Source organism: Haloarcula sp. CBA1122 (assembly GCF_009741785.1).
Classification (GTDB): domain Archaea; phylum Halobacteriota; class Halobacteria; order Halobacteriales; family Haloarculaceae; genus Haloarcula; species Haloarcula hispanica.
In genome coordinates, this window is sequence record NZ_WPCB01000096.1 from 1 (window position 1) to 3,566 (window position 3,566).

Below are 3,566 nucleotides of genomic sequence, written 5' to 3' on the forward strand. Positions count from 1 at the left end.
GCGGGGTCGAGCCCGGTCCCGACGCCGAGCAGGCCGCCCGGCGTGACCGTGTCCACGAAGTCGCCGCCGGACTGTAGCGATCGGACCGTCGTCGTCACGGGCTGCCACTCCGTCTGGCCGCCTTCCTCGACCTCGCGGCCGGGGCGGAGTTCGATTTCATCGTCGGATTCGAGTTGGCCGCCTACGAGCGACCCGCCGAGCACGCCGCCCATCAGGTCGTCCCAGGTCGTGCCGGGTCGGTTGATGTCGAACGAGCGCGCGACCATCATGCGGGCGTCCTCGTCCGGGTCCCGTTCCGGCGTCGGAATCTCGGACTGGACGGCCTCGATGAGCAGGTCGATGTTGGCCTCCTGGCCCGCGCTGATGGGGACAACCGGTGCGCCTTCGGCGACGGTGCCCTCGACGAACTCCTGAATCTGCTCGTAGTTCTGCATCGCCCGCTCCTCGTCGACAAGGTCAACCTTGTTCTGGGCGATGACGATATTGTCGATACCGATGATATCGAGCGCGCTCAGGTGCTCCTCGGTCTGGGCCTGCGGGACAGGCTCAGTCGCCGAGATGACGAGAACGGCCCCGTCCATGATGGCCGCGCCGGACAGCATGGTGGCCATCAGCGTCTCGTGCCCGGGCGCGTCCACGAACGACACCGTCCGGAGGTGGTCGGTGTCGACGTCGTGGTCGTCGCAGTGCTCGTCGACGGTAAAGGCCTCCGGCTCCTCGGCCTCCGGGCAGCGACGGAACGTCGCGTCGGCGTAGCCGAGTCGGATAGAGATACCGCGCTTCATCTCCTCGGAGTGCTGGTCGGTCCATTCGCCGGACAGCGCCTGTACGAGCGTCGTCTTTCCGTGGTCGACGTGCCCGACGAGTCCGATGTTCACCTCCGGTTGTTTGTTCGATGTCATTTCGAGAGTAATCTTGGTGGAGTTTCGCCGCGTGCAACTGATAAACCTACTGTTTGCGCCCGGAGCACCCCCGCCGAACCCGGTTCAATCGCCGGTTTGGTCTCTGCTGACGGCGGCAACGTCACCATATTGCTCGGTATCGCCCTCGATATAGCGACGCGACCCCTGTCGGTTGGTGCGAGCGACAAGCTGTACGAGTCGGATGTCACGCCGGCAGTCGCCGTTGCGATAGCTCCGGTTTGGTGAGTGAGAGTCCGCCGCTGAGGTGAGTGCGGCTACAGCCCGCTCTCGTCAGCAGTGTTACGTAACTGTGTTTCTGTGAACGCTTTTGTTCCCACGGGGACAAGTTCACGCACGATGCGAGTCGATGAGTCCCCCGAAACTGATGCCGACATCGACCCGGCGACGGCGTTCTCGGTCATCGCGAGCGAGACGCGCCTGGACATCCTAGAGGCGCTGTGGCGCGCTGAGGACCGGCCGGTTCGCTTCTCGGAACTGTTCGATGCCGTAGAACTGGCCGACAGCGGGCAGTTCAACTATCACCTGCAGGAGCTCACCGGCCAGTTCGTCAGCCAGGGAGCGGACGGATACGACCTCCGGCACGCCGGGGCGCAGGTCATCCGCGCGGTGCGGGCAGGAACGTTCACGCGGACGCCCGATATCGACCCGTTCCCGGTGACCGGGGCCTGTACGCGGTGTGGCGGCGGTCTGCTGGCCGAGTACGCCGACGAGCAGTTCGCCATCGACTGCGAGGACTGCGGGAAGGCCCACGGCGAGTACCCGTTCCCGCCGGGTGGCCTGGTCGACCCGGACGCCGGCGGAAGTCGCGACGGCCTTCGCCGAGCGGGTGCGCCACCTCCACTGTCTGGCCGCTGACGGCGTCTGCCCCGACTGCGCCGGGCGGATGGAGACGGAGATATCTCGCGACGGCGACTGCTGTCTCGACGTGTCGGTCCGCGCCGAGTTCGTCTGTGAACAGTGTCGACACGAACTCTGTTCGCCTGTCGGGCTGACGCTACTGGACGACTCCCGCGTCGCGGCGTTCTACGACGACCACGGCGTCGACCTGTCGAGTCGCCCCTACTGGACGCTCCCCTGGTGTGTCGACGACCAGTACACGACCGTCGAAGGCACCGACCCGTGGCGGCTCGCGGTCCGGATTCCGCTGGCCGAGGCGGAACTGACCGCCTATCTGGACAGGGACCTCCAGCCAGTCGAGTTCGAGCGGCAGGCCTGCGGGCACTGAGCCGATTCGCCGGATATACGGTCGGGGCTGTGCCCAGCGAGCTATTTTCCCGCTGACTGAAATCGTCTGCAGGAGAGCGCCGGTACGCGCCTCCCGCAGAAATATCATTCAGATTATGCTTATCGCGTTTCTGGACCATCGTTTCACTGTAATGTACCAGCCTGCACCGTACACCGACCCCGAACTGTATAGACCGACGTATCCGCCGCTGACCGTTCGTTCCCTGCTGGGAGTGCTGACTGTGTATCTCGGCCTTCTGGCGATACTCTCACTGAGTCCACTTCTCGGACTGGCGGCGCTGGCCTGTCTCTTCGTCGCTAGGCGGTAACCGGGCGCGGGGCTTTTGCCCGTCCCAGCCCTCCGTCCGGTCGTGCGGGAGTTCGACTTCGAACTGGCGCTGTGTGCCCACCTCGAACGCGAGGGCCGTCTAGTGAGCCGCCAACTCGGTGGCGCGGTCCACGGCCGGCGCGTCCTCGACACTGTCGTCGTCAAGCCGGGGCCCGAGTTCGATGAGCGGGCGGCCATCACTCCCGAACGGTTGCCGACAGCGGCCATCGAAAGCAACGTCGGGCCGGGCCGGGCGCGGTACTGGAAAGACGCCTTCGACTGCCACCCCGACCGCGCCGAACGGGCCGTCGAACTGGCGGCCGAGCGTGGATTCTTCGAGCGCGAGCGCCGCGGCGGCCGGACGTACGTCCGACAAACGGCGCGGTACCCCGACTGGTTCGACGGAATCGTCGCCATCGAAAACAAGCCGGACCTCGGGCGGCCCGGCGACCTGGAATCCCAGTTGCGGACCGACGTGTCGCTCGCGCTCGCCGACCGCGTCGTACTGGCGACGGCCTCTTACGTCACCGGCGCGCACCTCAACCGGATTCCCGAGGAAGTCGGCGTCTGGCGGTTCGACCCCGACAGCGGAACCATAGACGTCCGCCGGGAGGCGACACCACTGCCGACCGACGATGCCGGCGTCGAACTGCTGGAGGAGGGGCCGGTCCGGACGGACGTGCGGATCGTCGATTCCGCTGAAAAGGCCCGTGCCCGTCGAAAACTGGCCGAGCGAGCCTACGGCAAGGGGTGGCGGAGTTTCGACTACCCGACGTGTGAGCGCTGTTCGCCCGACAGCGACGGGATTCCGTACTGTCAGTGGAAAGGGCGCGCTGTCCGCGAGAGCGACGAATGCGGCCCGGACTGCGGGGGCTATGATGCGGCCGACCCGCCGGCCGTCAACGGCGAGTCGCTCCGGGCCGAGCGGACGCCGTGGCGGGCGGATCCCGACGGGCGTAGGCGTCGCCAGTCGGGACTGGATCGGTTCGGCTAAGAAAAGTCCTCAACGCTACCGGTCGTCGTCGCTTGACGGCGCGTTATCGGGAGGGACGCCACCGTCGCCGGCTGTCGGACGGCCGTGCTGTTCGTAG

Annotated in this window: 3 protein-coding genes and 1 pseudogene; 3 read left to right on the forward strand and 1 reads right to left on the reverse strand. The window is 66.5% G+C overall.

Translation table 11 applies throughout. From position 1 onward, the window contains the following. A partial coding sequence (locus GJ630_RS19200) for a translation initiation factor IF-2 subunit gamma (protein WP_191450753.1) occupies positions 1–902 on the reverse strand: 902 nt, incomplete at its 3' end. A gap of 357 nt (positions 903–1,259) precedes the next feature. Here GJ630_RS19200 and GJ630_RS19205 point away from each other — a divergent pair. The 3 genes and pseudogenes from GJ630_RS19205 to GJ630_RS19210 all read left to right on the forward strand — a co-directional run bounded on the left by GJ630_RS19205 (position 1,260) and on the right by GJ630_RS19210 (position 3,469). Then, positions 1,260–2,148, forward strand: a pseudogene (locus GJ630_RS19205) (helix-turn-helix domain-containing protein). Between the two features lie 151 nt (positions 2,149–2,299). Continuing rightward, positions 2,300–2,476, forward strand: coding sequence for a hypothetical protein (locus tag GJ630_RS19740; protein ID WP_175055148.1), 177 nt, complete (start codon positions 2,300–2,302; stop codon positions 2,474–2,476). 42 nt (positions 2,477–2,518) lie between these two features. Next, a complete protein-coding gene (locus tag GJ630_RS19210) occupies positions 2,519–3,469 on the forward strand; it encodes a DUF5787 family protein (RefSeq protein WP_371727974.1) in 951 nt (316 codons plus the stop codon). Positions 3,470–3,566 lie beyond the last annotated feature (97 nt).

What these genes read in the sequence shown, in the direction of transcription:
- GJ630_RS19740 (WP_175055148.1), top strand. Translation starts at nt 2,300, where the DNA reads ATGTACCAGCCTGCACCGTACACCGACCCCGAACTGTATAGACCGACG.